This window comes from Mycobacterium sp. P2_H7, from assembly GCF_056403275.1.
Genome location: NZ_JBFUFU010000007.1, coordinates 274,463 through 291,939 on the forward strand (window position 1 = coordinate 274,463; position 17,477 = coordinate 291,939).

Below are 17,477 nucleotides of genomic sequence, written 5' to 3' on the forward strand. Positions count from 1 at the left end.
GGTCTCGTGGTGAGCATGCGGGAAGTCGCGGCCGCGGCCTCGGTGTCGGTGGGCACGGTGTCCAACGTCCTCAACGCGCCGGACAAGGTGGCGCCCGCGACGGTGGCGCGCGTTCAGGCGGCCATCGACTACCTCGGCTTCGTGCGCAACGACGCGGCCCGCCAACTCAAGGCGGGCCGGTCCCGCAGCGTCGGTCTGGTGGTGCTCGACATCGGCAACCCGTTCTTCACCGACATCGCCAGAGCGGCCGAACGCCGCGCCGGGGAACACAACCTCACCGTCCTGCTCGGCACCTCCGACGACGACGACAGCCGCGAACGGGCGTATGTCGACGCCTTCGACGAGCAGCGCGTCTACGGGCTCCTGGTGTCACCGGTCGGCGAGGACCTGGCGCGCCTGCGCGCGCTGCGTGACCGGGGTACGCCGGTGGTGCTCGTCGACCGGGACGGCAGCGGCACGCCGTTCGATTCCGTCGCCGTCGACGACGTCGCGGGCGCGCGCCTGGCGGTGGCCCATCTGTGTTCGACGGGTCGGCGCCGGATAGCGTTCGTGGGCGGCCCGGACACCCTGCGCCAGATCCGCGATCGTCGCCGCGGCGCGGCCGAGGCGGTCGCCGAAACCCCTGGGGCGCAACTGGAGAGCATCGACACCCCCGCGCTCAGTGTGCTCGCGGGTCGCGCCGTGGGAGAGCGGCTGCGTGAACGACCGGCGGCTCGGCGGCCCGACGCGGTGTTCTGCGCCAACGACCTGGTGGCCATCGGTGTGCTGCAGGCGCTGACGTTGATGGGCGATGTCCGGGTACCCGAGGAGATCGCGCTCGTCGGCTATGACGACATCGACTTCGCCCGGTCGGCCGTGGTTCCGCTGACCTCGGTGCGCCAGCCCACCACCGAGATCGGTTCCAGGGCGGTAGATCTGCTGGTGGCGGCCTCCGAGGAGGGCGGCGGCCGAGAGCCGAAACATGTGGTGTTCCAACCTGAATTGGTGATCCGGGCGTCGACCGGGTAATCCGTCAACGGGGGCAGAACGGCCCGAGAATCTGCGCGCAGTTCTCCCGGGTGATGAGACCCGGCGGTGGCGGTGGGGGCGGAGGCGGCGGCAATTCGCCCTCGAAGATGTTCTGCGCGACGTTGCCCTGCCCGTGGTAGACGTACCAGTAGGTGTGGCAGATGTTGGCATCCCAGATCACCGGATTGACGCGGAGATTGCCGGTCTGCACCGGCGGGTCCCCGGGGCACCAGCGGCACGGCCCTTCGGGATGGTCTTCCGGGCAGCCGGGCCAGGCGCTCAGCGGCACCGGCGCAGCGGGTCGGGCCTGGGCGGTGACGGTGGGCAGGCCGAAGCCGCCCGCGGCCAGGCCACAGGCGATCAGGGCGGTCGTCGCGATGCGTGACAGGTTCATGTGGCTCAGCGTGGGGCAGAGCGCTTGGCGAACTCTTGGGGACTACGACACGATCAGCACGTCGAGCGTGCGGGGGCCGTGCACGCCCTCGACCCGCTGGAGTTCGATGTCGCTGGTGGCACTCGGCCCGGAGATGAACGTCAACGGCCTGGTGGGATCGAGCGCCGCGAAGCCCTGCGGCACGGTGTCCACGATCTGATCCGCGCGCACCACGCAGATGTGGTGATCGGGCACCAGGGTCAGCGCGCGCCTGCCCTGTGCCACACCGGCGTCCAGCACGATGGTGCCGGTCGCGGCGATGCCGATCGCGGCGCCCGTCAGTACGGCGTCGGCGCGGTCGAGCGCATCGACGCTGAGCCGTGGCTCGTCGATCAGCGTCCGGAGGCCGGCGGTCCAGTCGGCGGGAAGATCGGCCGGCACCGCCACGGTGGCGTCCTGGCCGACCAACTCACGCACCGCCGCGGCGACGTCGGTGACCCGGTGCACCCGCGCCCGGTATTCGGCGACCGCCTCGGCGAAGCGGTCGACGTCGGCGGGGCCGTTCAGCGGGCCGTGTGCGTAATCCCGCGGCACCACAACGGGTTCGGGTGGCGCAGCGGCCAGTGCCGATCGGATCCGGCCGAGCACCACGGTGCGGGGGTCGGTCATTTCTGGCTCCCGCGGGTGCGTTCCCACCATTGCCGGAAGGTCTCCTTCGGGGGCTCGGGGAGGTCGCGGCTGCCGGTCCATTTGGATGCCGGCCAGGGCAGTGCGCCGATGCGGTGATCCTTGCCCGCGATCAACCGCCCCGCGCCGAGTGCCTTCTCCGCCAGCGCGAATCGGCCGGGGGAGGACATCGCCCAGCCCGCCGCCTTCATCGCCAGGTCCTGGCCACCGGGGAGCCCGCCGCGATCCTGATCGACCTGCTCGGCCCGCAGGTGCACCAGAATCGAGGGGATGTCGATCTTCACGGGGCAGGCGTCGAAGCACGCGCCGCACAGCGAGGATGCGTACGGCAGGCTGGCGTTGGGATCGTCGTGTCCGGTGGTACCGGTCAGCTGTGGGGACAGGATCGCCCCGATCGGACCGGGATACACCGATCCGTAGGCGTGCCCACCGGTGCGTTCGTAGACCGGGCATACGTTGAGGCAGGCGCTGCACCGGATGCAGTGCAGCGCAGCACGTCCCACGGCATCGGCTAACACCCGGGTGCGGCCGTTGTCGAGCAGGATCAGATGGAACTGTTGCGGTCCGTCGCCGGCATGCACGCCGGTCCACATGGAGGTGTAGGGGTTCATCCGCTCCGCGGTCGAGGACCGGGGGAGCAGTTGCATGAACACTTCCAGGTCCGCGAAGGTGGGGATGAGCTTCTCGATCCCCATCACGGTGATCAGGGTGTCGGGCAGGGTCAGGCACATCCGGCCGTTGCCCTCGGACTCCACCACCGCGAGCGTGCCAGTCTCGGCCACACCGAAATTGGCGCCGCTGACGGCGACACGGGCGGTGAGGAACTTGCGCCGCAGATGGGCGCGGGCGGCCATCGCGAGGACCCGGGGTTCGTCGGTGAGCTCACCCGCGTCGGGCATCTCGCGCGCGAAGATCTCGCGGATCTCGGCGCGGTTGCGGTGAATCGCGGGCACCAGGATGTGGCTGGGTTTGTCGTGGCCGAGCTGGACGATCAGTTCGGCCAGGTCGGTCTCGAATGCTGCGATGCCCTCGGCCTCGAGGTGTTCGTTGAGTCCGATCTCCTGGGTGGCCATCGACTTGACCTTGACGACCTCATCGGCGCCGGTCTCTCGGATCAGCGCGGTGACGATCTGGTTGGCTTCGGCCCCGTCGCGGGCCCAGTGCACGACACCACCGCGTGCGGTGACATTGCGCTCCAACTGTTCCAGTAGTTCGGGCAGCCGGGCCATGACGTCTTGCTTGAGTGCGCTGCCCGCGGCGCGTAGCTGTTCCCAGTCGTCGCATTCAGCCACGGCGGCAAGGCGTTTGGCGCGGATGGTGTGCGTGGCGTGGCCGATGTTGCGGCGCAGCTGCGCGTTGCCGAGGGCTTCGCGGGCGGCGGTGGGGAACGACACCTCGCCGCGGAGATTGCCCACACCCGGGGTGCCCAGGAACGTCACTTCAAGCCTGCCAAAATTTCGGCCAGGTGCACGGTGCGCACCCCGACCCGCAGCCGGCTCAGACCGCCACCGATGTGCATCAGGCAGGAGGAATCCCCGGCGCTGCACACCTCGGCCCCGGTGTCCAGGATGTTGGTCATCTTGTCGGCCAGCATCGCGGTGGAGGTGTCGGAGTTCTTCAGGGCGAAGGTGCCGCCGAAACCGCAGCACGATTCGGCCGACGGAAGTTCCACCAAGGTCAGACCGCGAACGTTGCGCAGCAGACGCAGCGGTTTGTCGCCGACGCCGAGCATGCGCAGCGAGTGGCATGTCGGGTGATAGGTGACGCTGTGCGGGTAGTACGCGCCGACGTCGTCGACGCCGAGGATGTCGACGAGGAATTCCGACAGCTCGTAGGTGCGGGCGGCGACGGCCTCGGCGCGGACCGCCAGGTCCTCGTCACCGGCGCGGCGGGCGACCATGGCGTGCTGATGGCGCACCGATCCGACGCACGAGCCGGACGGTGCGACGACGGCGTCGCAGCCGGCGGCCTCGAAGACCTCGACGTGGTGGCGTACCACCGCGGTGGCCTCTTTGAGATAGCCGGTGTTGATATGCATTTGGCCGCAACAGGTCTGGCCGGTAGGGAACACCACCTCGTGGCCGAGCCGCTCCAGCAGCGCGACGGTGGCGATCGCAGCGGGCGGGAACAGCGCATCCGCCAGGCAGGTCGCGAACAGGGCGATTCGCATAGGGTCCTCAGGCTACCGCCGGCGCTGCCGGGGCGGTGGCGAACGCGCGGGAATGGATTGAAACGTTTCAATCAACGTAGTGTGACGGCAGTCATAAGTCAACGCGCGGATGGCCGACCGCCAATCATCCGGTGCGTCACCAGGATTCGCCCGCCGCACCCGACCGGCACGTCCTGGGAACATGCTGTGCAATACCGTGACGGGTGTGGCGAACCCAGCAACGCACTCCGGTGGCGGCTTCAACCCGCCCGAACCGACCGACAAGGGCGGGCCGGACTACGGCCGGTTCATCGAAGCAGTGCGCACGCTGCAGGACCACGCCCGCGCAGCGGATGCGCCCGACGAGGTGATCAGCGAGGCCGCCGATCTGGTCGAGAAGGTGTCGGCGCTGCTGGCCCCCTACGAGGCCGACGAGTGGCATTCCCCATCCGGGAGAAGGATGGATCTGCCCAACCGCGGCAACCTGATGTCCGTGCCGGTGGACCTCGCGCTGACCGAGGACGGCCGCATCGGTGGCACCGCGCGGTTCCGGCGCTATCACCTGGGCCGCAACGGCGCGGTACACGGCGGCGTGCTCGGGTTGCTCTTCGACTCGCTGCTCGGCTTCACCACGGCCAAGCTCACCAAGAGCCCGTACCAGCGCACCGCGCATCTGGGCATCGACTACCGCAAGATCGTGCCGATCGACAAGGAGCTCCAGGTGGACGCCGGCATCGACCGGATCGACGGGCGCAAACTCTTCGTCAGCGGCCGGCTGCTCGACGGCGACGTGGTGCTCACCGAGGCCGACGCCCTGTTCATCCGGCTCAAACCGGGGCAGCCATGAGCCGGCTCGCGGAGTTCAAGCGCGGCTGGGCTCGGTGGCGGGACCGGCTGCGGGAGCGTCCCGTCGCCGACTTCGTCTACCGCATCGTGGTCGGCGTGGTGGGCCTGCTGGTGCTGGCCGTCGGGATCGTGGCCATCCCGTACCCCGGGCCGGGCTGGGCGATCGTCTTCCTCGGGCTGGCCATCCTGGCAACCGAGTTCCGGGCCGCGCAGGTCGCGCTGCACTGGGTGAAGGTGCGCTACGACGCAGCGATGGCCTGGTTCGGTCGTCAGCACATCGCGGTGAAAGCCCTGAGTGCTGCCTTCACCGCGCTCGTGGTGGTGGCCAGCCTGTGGGGTCTGGGGGCGCTCTACTGGGCCGGCGATCTGATCGGCTACGAACCGGCCTGGCTGAAGAGCCCGATCGGGATCGGATCGGACTGACCCACCCCGATAACATGGTCGCGAACCTGATCGACCATGAGGAGAGTCTCTGATGAGCGCCGCCGCCAGCACTGCCCCCGCAGCCCCGATCCGGGTCGCTGCCGGGACCACCGCTGGGGCGGCCGTCCGTGAGGCCGGACTCCCCGAGCGCGGTGCCCCCGATGCCGTCGTCGTGGTCCGTGACAGCGACGGGCGCTTGCGTGACCTGTCCTGGATCCCGGCCGCCGACGTCGACGTCACGCCGGTGGCCGCCGACACCGAGGACGGCCGCAGCGTCATCCGGCACTCCGCCGCGCACGTGCTGGCCCAGGCGGTGCAGGAGCTGTTCCCGCAGGCCAAGCTCGGTATCGGGCCACCGATCACGGATGGCTTCTACTACGACTTCGACGTGGCCGAGCCGTTCACCCCCGAGGATCTGGCCAAGCTGGAGAAGCGGATGGCCAAGATCGTCAAAGACGGTCAGCTGTTCTCCCGGCGGGTCTACGAATCGAAGGATCAGGCCCGCGCGGAACTCGCCGGCGAGCCCTACAAGCTGGAACTCGTCGACGACAAATCCGGCGACCCGGACGTCATGGAGGTCGGCGGCGACGAACTGACCGCCTACGACAACCTCAACCCGCGGACCAAGGAGCGGGTCTGGGGAGACCTGTGCCGCGGCCCGCACATCCCGACCACCCGCTTCATCCCGGCGTTCAAGCTGACCCGCAGCAGCGCCGCCTATTGGCGTGGTAATCAGAACAACGCCAGCCTGCAGCGGGTGTACGGCACCGCGTGGGAGTCCCAGGAGGCGCTGGACCGCCACCTCGAACTCATCGAAGAGGCGCAGCGCCGCGACCACCGCAAGCTCGGGGTCGAACTCGACCTGTTCAGCTTCCCGGATGAACTCGGTTCCGGCCTGCCCGTCTTCCACCCCAAGGGCGGCATCATCCGCAAGGAACTGGAGGACTACTCGCGGCGCAAGCACGAGCAGGCCGGCTACCAGTTCGTCAACACCCCGCACATCACCAAGGAGAACCTGTACATCACGTCGGGCCACCTGGAGTGGTACGCCGACGGCATGTTCCCGCCGATGCAGATCGATGCGGAGTACAACGAGGACGGCACCGTCCGCAAGCCCGGCCAGGACTACTACCTGAAGCCGATGAACTGCCCGATGCACCACCTGATCTATCGCTCGCGGGGCCGTTCGTACCGCGAATTGCCGTTGCGGCTGTTCGAATTCGGGTCGGTCTACCGGTACGAGAAGTCCGGCGTCATCCACGGCCTGACCCGGGTGCGGGGCATGACGCAGGACGACGCGCACATCTACACCACCCGCGAACAGATGCGCGACGAGTTGACCTCGCTGCTGGGCTTCGTGCTCGACCTGCTGTCCGACTACGGCCTCGACGATTTCTATCTGGAGCTCTCCACCAGGGACCCGGAGAAGTCCGTCGGCTCCGACGAACTGTGGGAAGAGGCCACCGCGACGCTGCGTGAGGTCGCCGAGGCCTCGGGTCTGGACCTGGTGCCGGACCCGGGCGGCGCCGCGTTCTACGGCCCGAAGATCTCGGTGCAGGTGAAGGACGCGCTGGGTAGGCACTGGCAGATGTCGACCATCCAGCTGGACTTCAACATGCCCGACCGGTTCGAGCTGGAGTACACCGCGCCCGACGGCAGCCGGCAGCGCCCGGTGCTGATCCACCGCGCACTGTTCGGCTCGATCGAGCGGTTCTTCGGGGTGCTCACCGAGCACTACGCCGGCGCGTTCCCGGCGTGGCTCGCGCCGGTGCAGGCGGTCGGGGTCCCGGTCGCCGACGCGTACGTGCCGTACCTGGAAGAGCTTGCGGCGGAACTGAAGTCGCGTGGTATCCGGGTCGAGGTGGACGCCAGCGACGACCGGATGGCCAAGAAGATCGTGAACCACACCAACCAGCGCATCCCGTTCATGCTGCTTGCGGGCGAAAAGGACGTGGAAGCAGGGGCGGTCTCCTTCAGGTTCGGGGACCGCAGCCAGCTCAACGGGGTGCCCCGCGCGGCGGCCGTCGCCGCCATCGTGGACTGGGTTGCCCGCCGCGAGAACGGCACGCCCGACGCCGACGTGTTCAAGGTGGATTCGTGACCGACGGTTCCGGGCCGCGGGAGGCCATCGTCGACACCGGCGTCGGCGACCCCGACCATCTGCAGCGGCTCTGGACGCCGCACCGGATGAGCTACATCGCGGAGTCCCCGTTGAAGAAGGGGGAGGGTTCGGCGCTGTCGAAGGAACCGTTCACCGACATCCCGCAGATGTCCGACGAAGACGGCCTGATGGTCGCGCGCGGTGAGCTGGTGTACGCGGTGCTCAACCTCTACCCGTACAACCCAGGCCACCTGATGGTGGTGCCCTACCGGCGAGTGTCCGAACTGGAAGACCTCACCCCTGACGAGAGCGCCGAGCTGATGGCCTTCACACAGAAGGCGATTCGCGTCATCAAGGCGGTCTCCCGCCCACACGGCTTCAACGTGGGACTCAACCTGGGCACGTCCGCGGGCGGCTCCCTGGCCGAGCACCTGCACATGCATGTGGTGCCGCGCTGGGGCGGGGATGCCAACTTCATCACCATCATCGGCGGGGCGAAGGTGATTCCACAGTTGCTGCACGACACCCGCAGCCTGCTGGCCGGCGCATGGGTCGAGACCGGCCAATGAGCGACTTCTACCTGATGACCAGGGCGGCGTACACCAAGCTGTCCCGACCGGTCGCCAGGGCGGCGCTGCGCGTCGGCTTCACCCCGGACATCATCACCGTGCTGGGCACCGCGGGTTCGGTGCTCGCCGCGTTGCTGATGTACCCGATGGGCCAGCTGTGGTGGGGCTCGGTGGCCGTCTTCATCTTCGTGCTCGCCGACATGCTCGACGGCGCCATGGCCAGGGAACGTGGCGGGGGCACCCGGTTCGGCGCCGTGCTCGACGCCACCTGCGACCGCATCGCCGACGGCGCGATCTTCTGCGGTCTGGCGTGGTGGATCGCGTTCAGCATGCACAACGCGCAGCTGCTGGTCGCCACCCTGATCTGCCTGGTGACCTCGCAGGTCATCTCCTATGTCAAGGCCCGCGCCGAGGCAAGCGGACTGCGCGGGGACGGCGGCATCATCGAACGGCCCGAGCGGCTGGTCATCGTGCTCGCCGGCGCCGGGCTGTCCGGTCTGTTCGGGGTGCCGCTGATCCTGGAGATCGCCATGTGGCTGCTCGCGGTGGCCAGCGTCGTCACCGTCGCGCAACGGCTGCACGCCGTCCGCACTTCGCCCGGCGCGATGGACGCCATGCCCAGCGCTGATCCGGCGCCCCCCGCGGGAGGCGAGCAGTGAGCACACCGTCGGCGGGATTGCCGAAGGTCCGTGGGTTGCGGGTGCCCATGGGCGGCGAGCTGACCGACCTGGGCTACGCGGCGGGCTGGCGCCTGGTGCGGGCGATGCCGGAGTTCGCCGCGCGCAACATGTTCGACGCCGGAGCGCTGTACGCCGCACGCGGCGGCGGACCCGAGCAGCTGCGCAAGAACCTGTCGAGGATCCTCGGCGTCGCGCCTGCGCAGGTGCCGGGCAGCCTGGTCCGCGCCTCGCTGGCCTCCTATGCCCGGTACTGGCGCGAGGCGTTCCGGCTGCCGTCGATGGACCACACCAAGCTCGCCACCCGGCTGCGGGAACTGGCTTTCGGCGAGGAGAACGTCGTCGCCGCGCTGGCCGCCGGCCGCGGCGCGATCCTGGCGCTGCCGCACAGCGGTAACTGGGACATGGCCGGGGTGTGGCTCACCAACACGCACGGCAAATTCGCCACCGTGGCCGAACGGCTCAAACCGGAATCGCTGTACCAGCGGTTCGTCGACTATCGCGAGAGCCTCGGTTTCGAGGTGCTGCCGTTGACGGGGGGAGCGCGTCCGCCGTCGGAGGTGCTGGCCGAGCGGCTGCGCGGCAATGGCCTGGTGTGCCTGATGTCCGACCGCGACCTGACCCGCGCAGGCGTGCAGGTCGACCTCTTCGGGGAGGCCACTCGGCTGCCCGGTGGTCCGGCGCGGCTGGCGCTTGAGACCGGCGCGGCGCTGCTGCCCACCTACTGCTGGTACGAAGGTGACGGCGCGGCCATTCGCATCCATCCCGCCCTGGACACGTCATCCGGTGACGTGCAGGTCATCACCCAGGCGCTGGCCGACCAGTTCAGCGCGGACATCGCCACCCACCCCGCCGACTGGCACATGCTGCAGCCGCAGTGGCTGGCCGACCTCTCCGCCGAGCGTCGCGCGCGGCTCGGCGGGGGAGAGCCGGAGCGCTGATGCGCATCGGGATGGTGTGCCCGTACTCCTTCGATGTGCCTGGCGGGGTACAGGTCCATGTCCTGCAACTTGCCGAGGTGTACCGCGCGCAGGGACATCACGTGAGCGTGCTGGCCCCGTCGAGCCCACACGTCGAGGTGCCGGACTATGTGGTGTCGGGCGGCAAGGCCGTGCCCATCCCGTACAACGGCTCCATCGCCCGGCTCCGCTTCGGGCCGGCCAGCCACCGCACCGTCAAGAAGTGGCTCAGCCAAGGCGAATTCGACGTCCTGCATCTGCATGAGCCCAACGCGCCCAGCCTGTCGATGCTGGCGCTGATGGTCGCCGAGGGACCTATCGTCGCGACTTTCCACACCTCGACCACGAAGTCGTTGACGCTCAGCGTGTTTCAAGGCCTCCTGCGGCCCTGGCACGAGAAGATCGTCGGCCGCATCGCGGTGTCGGATCTGGCGCGCCGCTGGCAGATGGAGGCGCTCGGTTCCGACGCCGTCGAAATCCCCAACGGCGTCACGATTTCGGCGTTCGCGAGTGCGGCGCCGCTGCCGGGTTACCCGCGGGCAGGCAAATGCGTGCTGTTCCTCGGCCGCTTCGACGAGCCGCGCAAGGGCATGGAAGTGCTGTTGGCTGCGCTGCCCCGGCTGGTCGGTGCCTTCCCCGACGTGGAGGTGCTGGTGGTGGGCCGCGGGGACGACGAGGAACTGGCGGGCGAGGCTGGAGCGCTGGCTTCGCACCTGCGATTCCTGGGTCAGGTCGACGATGCCACCAAGGCGTCGGCACTGCGCAGCGCCGACGTGTACTGCGCGCCCAACACCGGCGGCGAGAGTTTCGGCATCGTGCTGGTGGAGGCGATGGCCGCCGGAACGGCGGTGGTCGCCAGCGACCTGGATGCGTTCCGTCGCGTACTCGACAACGGCACGGCCGGGCGACTGGTGCCCCTCGATGACGCCGACGCGCTGGGGGACGCACTCGTCGCGGTGCTCGGCGACGACGCGCTGCGCCGCCGCTACATCGAGGCGGCCACCGCCGCGGTGCAGCGCTACGACTGGTCGGTGGTGGCGGCCGACATCATGCGGGTGTACGAGACCGTCGCCATTTCGGGGGTCAAGGTTCAGGTGGGCACGTGACCATCCTGCTGATCGTGCTGGCCGTCGTGCTCGGTGCCGCCGTCCTGCTCACGGGGTCGTGGGCCTACCTGACCGCCAACCGGCTGGACCGCCTGCACGTGCGTTATGACCTGTCCTGGCAGGCACTGGACGCCACTCTGGCCCGCCGCGCGGTGGTGGCCCGGGCAGTCGCGGTCGATGCCTTCGGGCGGGCGCCCAGAGGTCAGCGGCTGGCCGCGTTGGCCGACGCCGCCGAACGGGCCCCGCGCACCGGCCGCGAGGCCGCCGAGAACGAACTGTCGGCGGCGCTGGAGGCCGTCGCGCCGTCGGCGCTGCCGGTGGCGCTGGTCGCCGAACTGGCCGATGCCGAGGCGCGGGTGCTGCTGGCCCGCCGGTTCCACAACGACGCCGTCCGCGACATCCTGACCCTGCGCGAACGCCCCATGGTGCGGTTGCTGCACCTGGGCGGAACAGCGGCGCTGCCGACCTATTTCGAGATCGCCGAACGCGCCGGACCGGCGGCCCGCGATGCCGGGCTGGTCAGCCGGCGGATCTCCGCGCGGGTCGTGCTGCTCGACGAGGACGGTCGGGTGTTGCTGTTCCAGGGATCCGACCCGGCCCGCGCGGGCGAGGAGGCGCGGCTCTGGTGGTTCACCATCGGCGGTGCTGTCGAGGCGGGCGAGGAACTCGCCCAGACCGCGGCGCGTGAGCTCGCCGAGGAGACCGGATTGCAGGTGACCGCCGGCGAGCTGGTGGGCCCGGTCTGGCGCCGCGACGCCATCATCGACTTCAACGGGTCGGTGGTGCGCAGCGAGGAGCTGTACTTCCTGCACCGCACCCGCCGATTCGAACCGGCCGCGACCGGTCGCACGCCGCTGGAGCGCCGCTACATTCACGGCCACCTTTGGTGCGATGAGACAATGATCGCCGAGCTGGTCGCCAAGGGGGAGTCCGTCTATCCGCTGCAGCTCGGCGAACTTCTGGCACACGCCGGTGAGCTCGCCGATGTGCGCGGCGAGGGACCGGGTACGCAGCCTCAGCAGATTCGTTGAGGCTGCGGATCCAATTGATTTGGCGCCACCTTTAGACTGGATCAGTAGCTGAGTGGAGGAGATAGTTATGGATACCGCAATCAATAACGGTAACCAGACCGGCACCGCCCGGGTGAAGCGCGGCATGGCCGAGATGCTCAAGGGCGGCGTCATCATGGACGTGGTCACCCCGGAGCAAGCCCGGATCGCGGAGGCGGCCGGTGCGGTCGCGGTGATGGCCTTGGAGCGGGTTCCTGCCGATATCCGCGCCCAGGGCGGGGTGTCGCGGATGAGTGACCCCGACATGATCGAGGGCATCATCGACGCGGTCACCATCCCGGTGATGGCCAAGGCCCGGATCGGGCACTTCGTCGAGGCGCAGATCCTGCAGGCCCTCGGGGTGGATTACATCGACGAGTCCGAGGTGCTGACTCCTGCCGACTACGCCAACCACATCGACAAGTGGAAGTTCACCGTGCCGTTCGTGTGCGGTGCCACCAATCTGGGTGAGGCGCTGCGCCGGATCAGCGAAGGCGCGGCGATGATCCGCTCCAAGGGTGAGGCCGGCACCGGGGATGTCTCCAACGCCACCACCCACATGCGGACCATCGGTGGCGAGATCCGTCGGCTGACCTCGCTCTCGGAGGATGAGTTGTTCGTCGCGGCAAAGGAATTGCAGGCGCCCTACGATCTGGTGGTCGAGGTGGCGCGGGCCGGCAAGTTGCCGGTGACGATGTTCACCGCCGGCGGTATCGCGACCCCGGCGGACGCGGCGATGATGATGCAGCTCGGTGCCGAGGGTGTGTTCGTGGGGTCGGGGATCTTCAAGTCCGGTAACCCGGCCGAGCGTGGTGCCGCGATCGTGAAGGCCACCACCTTCTACGACGATCCCGATGTGCTGGCCAAGGTGTCTCGCGGCCTCGGTGAGGCGATGGTCGGCATCAACGTCGACGACATCCCGGTGCCGCACCGGCTCGCCGAACGCGGCTGGTAAAAACCACCTGTGGCGATCGAAGAGATCCTCGACCTGGAACAGCTCGAGGTCAACATCTATCGCGGTGGGGTGTTCAGTCCGGAGTCGGGCTTCCTGCAGCGCACGTTCGGGGGGCACGTCGCCGGCCAGTCACTGGTATCCGCCGTCCGCACCGTCGATCCGGCATTCCAGGTGCATTCGCTGCACGGGTACTTCCTGCGCCCCGGTGACGCCCGGGCACCCTCGGTGTATCTGGTGGAGCGGCTGCGCGACGGCGGGTCGTTCTGCACCCGCCGGGTGAGTGCCATCCAGCACGGCCAGACGATCTTCAGCATGTCGGCGTCGTTCCAGGCCGACCAGAGCGGGATCGAACATCAGGACGAGATGCCGGCCGCGCCCGGTCCCGACGATCTGCCGGGCTTCCGGTCCGGGGGCGCGTTCGACGACGCCGGGTTCGCACAGTTCGACGAATGGGACGTCCGGATCGTGCCGCGCGACCGGGTGCAGAAGGTGCCCGGCAAGGCTTCCCAACAGCAGGTGTGGTTCCGGCACCGCGATCCGCTGCCGGACGACTCGGTGTTGCACATCTGCGCGCTGGCCTACCTCAGCGATCTCACGCTGCTCGGTTCGGCACAGGTGAATCACCCCGACGAGCGCAAGCATCTGAACATCGCGTCGCTGGATCACGCGATGTGGTTCATGCGCCCGTTCCGGGCCGATGAATGGCTGCTGTACGACCAGTCCTCGCCGTCGGCGTGCGGTGGCCGGGCCCTGACCCAGGGCAAGCTGTTCAACCAGTACGGCGAGATGGTCGCGTCCGTCATGCAGGAGGGGCTGACCCGCTACCAGCGGGACTTCACCCCGCCCGCCAAGTGACGGTGCGGGTGGGGGTGCTCGCCCTGCAGGGTGATACCCGCGAGCACCTGGCGGCGCTGCGCGAAGCCGGCGCCGAAGCGCTGACGGTCCGCCGACTGCCCGAACTGGAAGCCGTGGACGCCCTGGTGATCCCGGGCGGTGAATCGACGGCGATCAGCCATCTGCTGCGCGAGTTCGAATTGCTGGAGCCGTTGCGCGCGCGGTTGGCCGACGGGATGCCTGCCTACGGTTCGTGTGCGGGAATGATCCTGCTGGCCACCGAGATCCTGGACGCCGGGGCCGACGGGCGCAAGGCCGAACCCCTGCGCGGTATCGATATGACGGTGCGGCGCAACGCTTTCGGGCGACAGGTCGACTCTTTCGAAGAAAACGTCGAATTCGTGGGTCTGGACACCGAGGTGCACGCGGTGTTCATCCGCGCGCCGTGGGTGGAAAGGGTCGGCGCCGGCGTCGAGGTGTTGGCGCGCGCCGGTGGACATCCCGTCGCGGTGCGACAGGGCCGCATGCTGGCCACGGCGTTCCACCCCGAAGTGACCGGTGATCGCCGGGTGCACAAGCTTTTCGTCGACTCGTTGCGGTGAACGTTCGGCCAACGCCGGCATGGAGTTTGCTGTCACAGCGACGGTAGGTGCCGCGCACAGCTTGTTCACATGTAACAAGTCCTCAATGGCAGTGTGACAACAGCGCCATACGAGACCGCGACACCCGATACCGCCCAAGCCGTCTCCGACGTCCCCGCGCCGACGGCCAGCCGGCAGCGCTGGGCGCTGCCGCTGCTGTTGCTCGGCACCGCGGTGCTCTACCTGTGGAACATCACCGTCAACGGGATGGGCAACCAGTTCTACGCCGCGGCGGCCCAGGCCGGGTCCGTGAACTGGGAGGCGCTGCTGTTCGGGTCACTTGATCCGCACAACTTCATCACCGTGGACAAGCCGCCGGTGTCGCAGTGGGTGATGGGCCTGTCCGGTCAGATCTTCGGATTCAGCAGTGCCAGCATGCTGGTGCCCGAGTCGCTGATGGCCGTCGGCTCGGTCTGGCTGCTCTACGCCGCCGTGCGCCGGATCAGCGGGCCGCGCGCCGCGCTGCTCGCCGGCGCCGCGCTGGCCCTGACGCCGGTGGCGGCGTTGATGTTCCGGTTCAACAATCCCGACGCGGCGATGGTGCTGCTGATGACGGCCGCCGCGTACTGCGCCGTCCGCGCGCTGGGAGACCACGGCGCCCGCTGGATGGCACTGGCCGGGGTGGCGCTGGGGTTCGCCTTCCTGGCCAAGATGCTCGAAGGGCTCATGTCGATGCCCGCGGTCGGACTGGTGTATCTGATCGCCGCGCCGGTCGTGCTGCGGACCCGGCTGCTGCACCTGGTGGGCAGTCTCGCGGCGTTCCTCGCGGCGTCCGGATGGTACGTGCTGCTGACCCTCATCTGGCCCGCGTCCTCACGGCCGTATCTGGCGGGTTCCACCGACGACAACTTCATGAACCTGGTGTTGGGCTACAACGGATTCGGCCGGGTGCTCGGCCACAACAACTACGGATTTCAGCACGGGGCACAGATCGGCGCGTCGGCCGGGCAGGCCGTCGCCCAGCCACACCGCGGCACGGGGGGCTGGGGCGACCAGCAGCAGGGCCTGCCGCGGCTGTTCACCGGCGAGTTCGGTTACGAGATCGGCTGGCTGCTGGTCGCCGCGCTGCTCGCGACGGTGCTGGTGCTGATCTCGCGCGGGCGCGSGCCCCGCACCGATCTGGKGCGGGCCGCCACCATCCTGTTCGGCGGCTGGCTGCTGATCGACGGCCTGGTACTGAGCTTCATGAAGACCAACGTGCATCCCTATTACTGCATGTCGCTCGCTCCGGCGGTGGCGGCGATGTTCGCCATCGGCCTGCACGAGATGTGGCAGCGGCGGGAGAGCTGGTTCGGCCGAATCGGTCTGGCGGGTCTGCTGCTGGCCACCGGCGGCTGGAGCTGGTGGATCCTGGGCCGCAACGCGAGTTGGCTGCCGCCGCTGCGCTGGGTGATCCTGGCGGTGACCGTGCTCGCGACGGCCACGCTGCTGTGGTCGCTGGCAACGCATCAGCGCCGCTGGGTCGCGCCGGCCGCCGTGGCGGTCGGCGTGCTGGCCGGCCTCGCGGGTTCGGCGGCGTACTCGCTGGCCACCGTCGGCCAACCGCACAGCGGTGGAGGTCCGTCGGTGGGCCCGGCGCAGGCCGACGACCGGCATGGCGGCTGGGGCCAGGACAAGGACGACGCCCAACTCGATGCCCTGTTGAAGAACGCCGGCACACCGTGGTCGGCGGCGATCAACCGGTCCTCGGCGGCGTCGTCGCTCGAATTGTCCACCGGCACAGCGGTCATGGCTATCGGCGGGTTCACCGGAAGTGACCCGGTGCCCACCTTGAGCCAATTCAAGGACGACGTCGCCGGCCGCCAGGTCGGCTACTACATCCTGCCGGACTCCAACGGCCACGGCGGTTTCGGCCGTAACGTGCACACCGACATCTCGGATTGGGTCAAGGCCACCTTCACGCCCGTCAAGGTCGGCACGAACACGGTGTACGACCTGAGCAAGCCGAAGGCCGATTAGACGACCTGAAGCAGCAGCGCTTATCGCCGGTGACCTCGCCACGTAGAGTGGACAGCCAGAGTTGGAGCAGAAAGAGGGCGTACCTGCATGAGCGGCCATTCCAAGTGGGCCACCACGAAGCACAAGAAGGCGATCGTCGACGCCCGCCGCGGCAAGAACTTCGCCAAGTTGATCAAGAACATCGAGGTCGCCGCGCGCMCCGGCGGCGGCGACCCGGGTGGCAACCCGACCCTCTACGACGCCATCCAGAAGGCCAAGAAGACCTCGGTGCCCAACGACAACATCGAGCGGGCGCGCAAGCGCGGCGCAGGTGAAGAGGCCGGCGGCGCCGACTGGCAGACCATTACCTACGAGGGCTACGGCCCCAATGGTGTGGCTGTCCTGGTCGAATGTCTGACCGACAACAAGAACCGCGCCGCCGGTGAGGTCCGGGTCGCGATGACCCGCAACGGCGGCAACATGGCCGATCCCGGATCGGTGTCCTACCTGTTCACCCGCAAGGGCGTGGTGACCCTGGAGAAGAACGGGCTGACCGAGGACGACGTGCTGGCCGCGGTCCTGGAAGCCGGGGCCGAGGACATCAACGACCTGGGTGAGAGCTTCGAGATCATCTCCGAGCCCACCGACCTGGTCGCGGTGCGCACCGCCCTGCAGGACGCCGGGATCGACTACGACTCGGCCGAGTCCGGCTTCCAGCCGTCGGTGAGTGTGCAGGTGGACCTCGAAGCGGCCCGCAAGGTGCTCAAACTCGTCGACGCGCTGGAAGACAGCGATGACGTGCAAGAGGTGTACACCAACGTGGACATCCCCGAGGACGTCGCCGCCGCGCTCGACGAGGACTAGCTGTGATGTCCAGGGAGGTTGGTCAGTCGGGTGACCGGCGGTTGACCTCCGAGGGCGGAGTGGGCTCGGTGGTGATTGTAGAAGTGCAGCCACTCGGGCAGTGCTGTGTCGCGTTGGCTGGTTGATTCATAGAACCGGGCGTAGGCCCAGCCGTCGCCCAGGGTGCGGTGAAAGCGCTCGATCTTGCCGTTGGTCTGCGGCCGGTAGGGTCGCGTGCGTTTCGGGGTGATGCCCAGCTCGCAGCAGGCGTCGCGCCAGGCGTAGGACCGGTAAGCCGATCCGTTGTCAGACAACACTC

Annotated in this window: 19 protein-coding genes; 14 read left to right on the top strand and 5 right to left on the bottom strand. The window is 68.7% G+C overall.

Annotated features, from left to right (window positions below; all coding sequences use genetic code 11):
- The first annotated feature begins 15 nt into the window (after positions 1-15).
- On the top strand, positions 16-1,008 hold the full coding sequence (locus AC1DY7_RS11425; RefSeq protein WP_477493819.1) for a LacI family DNA-binding transcriptional regulator: 993 nt from the start codon (positions 16-18) through the stop codon (positions 1,006-1,008).
- Between the two features lie 4 nt (positions 1,009-1,012).
- Here AC1DY7_RS11425 and AC1DY7_RS11430 read toward each other — a convergent pair whose 3' ends face one another.
- The 4 genes from AC1DY7_RS11430 to AC1DY7_RS11445 are packed head-to-tail and all read right to left on the bottom strand — an operon-like array spanning position 1,013 to position 4,238.
- Positions 1,013-1,402 carry a hypothetical protein gene (locus tag AC1DY7_RS11430; RefSeq protein WP_477493781.1) on the bottom strand — a complete coding sequence of 130 codons (390 nt, stop codon included), beginning with the start codon at positions 1,400-1,402 and terminating at the stop codon, positions 1,013-1,015.
- 42 nt (positions 1,403-1,444) lie between these two features.
- The gene (locus tag AC1DY7_RS11435; RefSeq protein ID WP_477493782.1) at positions 1,445-2,050 is read right to left on the bottom strand and encodes a LutC/YkgG family protein; all 606 of its coding nucleotides are present in this window, start codon (positions 2,048-2,050) and stop codon (positions 1,445-1,447) included.
- Positions 2,047-3,507, bottom strand: a complete 1,461-nt coding sequence (locus AC1DY7_RS11440) for a LutB/LldF family L-lactate oxidation iron-sulfur protein (protein WP_477493783.1) — start codon at positions 3,505-3,507, stop codon at positions 2,047-2,049. Before AC1DY7_RS11440 ends, AC1DY7_RS11435 begins: the two co-directional genes overlap by 4 nt.
- Complete coding sequence (locus AC1DY7_RS11445) at positions 3,504-4,238, bottom strand: (Fe-S)-binding protein (protein WP_477493784.1); 735 nt, start codon at positions 4,236-4,238, stop codon at positions 3,504-3,506. The genes AC1DY7_RS11440 and AC1DY7_RS11445 overlap by 4 nt, the downstream gene beginning before the upstream one ends.
- A gap of 181 nt (positions 4,239-4,419) precedes the next feature.
- Between AC1DY7_RS11445 and AC1DY7_RS11450 the strand changes: the two genes are divergently transcribed.
- From AC1DY7_RS11450 to AC1DY7_RS11510, 13 genes are all read left to right on the top strand, one after another.
- Positions 4,420-5,064 (top strand): PaaI family thioesterase, encoded by a 645-nt coding sequence (locus AC1DY7_RS11450; RefSeq protein WP_477493785.1) that lies wholly within the window; start codon positions 4,420-4,422, stop codon positions 5,062-5,064.
- Complete coding sequence (locus AC1DY7_RS11455; RefSeq protein ID WP_477493786.1) at positions 5,061-5,486, top strand: TIGR02611 family protein; 426 nt, start codon at positions 5,061-5,063, stop codon at positions 5,484-5,486. The genes AC1DY7_RS11450 and AC1DY7_RS11455 overlap by 4 nt, the downstream gene beginning before the upstream one ends.
- 52 nt (positions 5,487-5,538) lie before the next feature.
- On the top strand, positions 5,539-7,587 hold the full coding sequence (gene thrS / locus AC1DY7_RS11460) for a threonine--tRNA ligase (RefSeq protein ID WP_477493787.1): 2,049 nt from the start codon (positions 5,539-5,541) through the stop codon (positions 7,585-7,587).
- Positions 7,584-8,156 (top strand): ATP adenylyltransferase, encoded by a 573-nt coding sequence (locus tag AC1DY7_RS11465; protein WP_477493788.1) that lies wholly within the window; start codon positions 7,584-7,586, stop codon positions 8,154-8,156. Before thrS ends, AC1DY7_RS11465 begins: the two co-directional genes overlap by 4 nt.
- Positions 8,153-8,815: a phosphatidylinositol phosphate synthase gene (gene pgsA / locus AC1DY7_RS11470; RefSeq protein ID WP_477493789.1), complete on the top strand. Its 663-nt coding sequence runs from the start codon at positions 8,153-8,155 to the stop codon at positions 8,813-8,815. The genes AC1DY7_RS11465 and pgsA overlap by 4 nt, the downstream gene beginning before the upstream one ends.
- Positions 8,816-8,862: 47 nt before the next feature.
- Positions 8,863-9,774 (top strand): phosphatidylinositol mannoside acyltransferase, encoded by a 912-nt coding sequence (locus tag AC1DY7_RS11475; protein WP_477493820.1) that lies wholly within the window; start codon positions 8,863-8,865, stop codon positions 9,772-9,774.
- Positions 9,774-10,898 carry a glycosyltransferase family 4 protein gene (locus AC1DY7_RS11480; RefSeq protein WP_477493790.1) on the top strand — a complete coding sequence of 375 codons (1,125 nt, stop codon included), beginning with the start codon at positions 9,774-9,776 and terminating at the stop codon, positions 10,896-10,898. Before AC1DY7_RS11475 ends, AC1DY7_RS11480 begins: the two co-directional genes overlap by 1 nt.
- Positions 10,895-11,929: an NUDIX hydrolase gene (locus AC1DY7_RS11485; RefSeq protein WP_477493791.1), complete on the top strand. Its 1,035-nt coding sequence runs from the start codon at positions 10,895-10,897 to the stop codon at positions 11,927-11,929. The genes AC1DY7_RS11480 and AC1DY7_RS11485 overlap by 4 nt, the downstream gene beginning before the upstream one ends.
- Before the next feature lie 67 nt (positions 11,930-11,996).
- A complete protein-coding gene (gene pdxS / locus AC1DY7_RS11490; protein WP_477493792.1) occupies positions 11,997-12,902 on the top strand; it encodes a pyridoxal 5'-phosphate synthase lyase subunit PdxS in 906 nt (301 codons plus the stop codon).
- Between the two features lie 9 nt (positions 12,903-12,911).
- Positions 12,912-13,757 carry an acyl-CoA thioesterase II gene (gene tesB / locus AC1DY7_RS11495; protein ID WP_477493793.1) on the top strand — a complete coding sequence of 282 codons (846 nt, stop codon included), beginning with the start codon at positions 12,912-12,914 and terminating at the stop codon, positions 13,755-13,757.
- On the top strand, positions 13,754-14,338 hold the full coding sequence (pdxT, locus tag AC1DY7_RS11500) for a pyridoxal 5'-phosphate synthase glutaminase subunit PdxT (protein ID WP_477493794.1): 585 nt from the start codon (positions 13,754-13,756) through the stop codon (positions 14,336-14,338). The genes tesB and pdxT overlap by 4 nt, the downstream gene beginning before the upstream one ends.
- 93 nt (positions 14,339-14,431) lie before the next feature.
- Complete coding sequence (locus AC1DY7_RS11505; protein ID WP_477493795.1) at positions 14,432-16,336, top strand: glycosyltransferase family 39 protein; 1,905 nt, start codon at positions 14,432-14,434, stop codon at positions 16,334-16,336.
- Positions 16,337-16,423: 87 nt separating this feature from the next.
- Positions 16,424-17,179 (top strand): YebC/PmpR family DNA-binding transcriptional regulator, encoded by a 756-nt coding sequence (locus AC1DY7_RS11510; RefSeq protein WP_477493796.1) that lies wholly within the window; start codon positions 16,424-16,426, stop codon positions 17,177-17,179.
- Here AC1DY7_RS11510 and AC1DY7_RS11515 read toward each other — a convergent pair.
- Positions 17,176-17,477 (bottom strand): integrase core domain-containing protein (locus AC1DY7_RS11515; RefSeq protein ID WP_477493797.1); only part of this gene is annotated, 302 nt, incomplete at its 5' end. The genes AC1DY7_RS11510 and AC1DY7_RS11515 overlap by 4 nt on opposite strands.